This window comes from Mesorhizobium sp. M1428, assembly GCF_040317515.1.
In the GTDB taxonomy this organism is placed as follows: Bacteria; Pseudomonadota; Alphaproteobacteria; order Rhizobiales; family Rhizobiaceae; genus Mesorhizobium.
On the sequence record NZ_JAMYKT010000069.1, the window covers coordinates 1 to 1,333 of the forward strand.

1 protein-coding gene and 1 pseudogene are annotated in these 1,333 nt (G+C 64.0%); one reads left to right on the plus strand and one right to left on the minus strand.

Going from position 1 to position 1,333, the window contains the following annotated elements; genetic code table 11:
• Window positions 1-1,138: pseudogene (gene tnpC, locus NKG60_RS32145) on the minus strand (IS66 family transposase); the annotation flags it as partial.
• Here tnpC and NKG60_RS32150 point away from each other — a divergent pair.
• A partial coding sequence (locus tag NKG60_RS32150; protein ID WP_352976689.1) for a hypothetical protein occupies window positions 1,137-1,333 on the plus strand: 197 nt, incomplete at its 3' end. The pseudogene tnpC and the gene NKG60_RS32150 sit on opposite strands and share 2 nt — an antisense overlap.

Sequence of the window (1,333 nt, forward strand, 5' to 3'; positions counted from 1 at the left end):
CACCGTCTGCGAGGCGATAACGGAGGAGCCTGCGGCATGCAGTTCGTAGAACTTGCGCCGCACGTGCGACCAGCACGCCGCCAGCATCACGCCGTCATTGCCCCGATCGGATCGGGCCAGCCGGTTATAGGCGGCGTATCCGTCGACTTGCAGGATGCCGCGATAGCCGTCCAGATGACGGGCGACACATTCGCCGGCGCGGCTGTCCTCGAAGCGGTAGGCGACGATGGGCGGTCCACTGCCGCCAAAGGGCCGATCATCGCGGACATAGGTCCAGAGGTAGGCCGTCTTGGCCTTGCCAGATCCCGGCGCCAGCGTTGGCAGCGTGGTCTCATCGGCGAAGACCCGCTCCCCCTGCTTGATGCGAGCCAGTGCGTAATCGGCGAGCGGCTCGAGCTCGAAGCCGAGTTTGCCCATCCACTGCGCCATCTGTGACCGGTCGATCTCGACCTGATCGCGGGCATAGATCGCTTCCTGGCGGTAGAGCGGCAGGCCATCGGCGTATTTCGACACCGCGATCTGCGCCAGCAGCGCTTCGGTCGGAATGCCGCTTTCGATGATGCGGGCGGGCGCGGCTGCCTGGATGACGCCGTCCCAACCCTTGTAGGCATATTTGGGGCGACGCGTAACGATCACCCGGAACTTCGCCGGGGTGACATCGAGCCGTTCGGAGACGTCCTCGCCGATCAGGATCTTTTCCAGCGCTTCGCAGCCAGCAGGCGTCTCGGGCTCGATGACCACCTCGACCCGTTCGAGATGGGCCGCAAAGCCTTTGCGAGGGCGCGGGGCGCGCTTCGCTTTCGAGCCGCCCGCAGACTTCTCCATCTGCGCTTGGATGGCCGCCACGCCGGTTTCGATCTCGTCGAAGACCAGAGCGTACTGCTCCTCGCTCAGCGCACCGGCCCGCAACCCTTTTTTCGGAGCGGCTGCCGAAGCGCGACCGCTCCAGCATCTTCACCACCGCCGTCAGTCGTGCGATCCGCTCCTCGGCGCTCTTGTTGACCAACTCGAGATGCGTATTGTGGGCTTCGAGATCGGCATTACGCTCTTCCAGACCGGCGGCTTTTTCGGCCATGGCAACAACCATCGCCTTGAGCGCGTCAACGTCGTCCGGGAGCGCGAGATCGGGTGCCGACATGGCCAAAATCAGAGCATATTCGCGGGCAATTTTCCCGCGTTTTCAGGCCCCTGATTCATCATGCCGCAGGGTTTTACCCAACCGATTGCGGCCGCCTGACGGTCTCCGTTCGAACCCGTTTCCAGTCCATTCCGTCAACCAGAGCCATGAGCTGAGCATGATTGAGCTGGACCCGGTGGTGGCCGATCCGCGGCC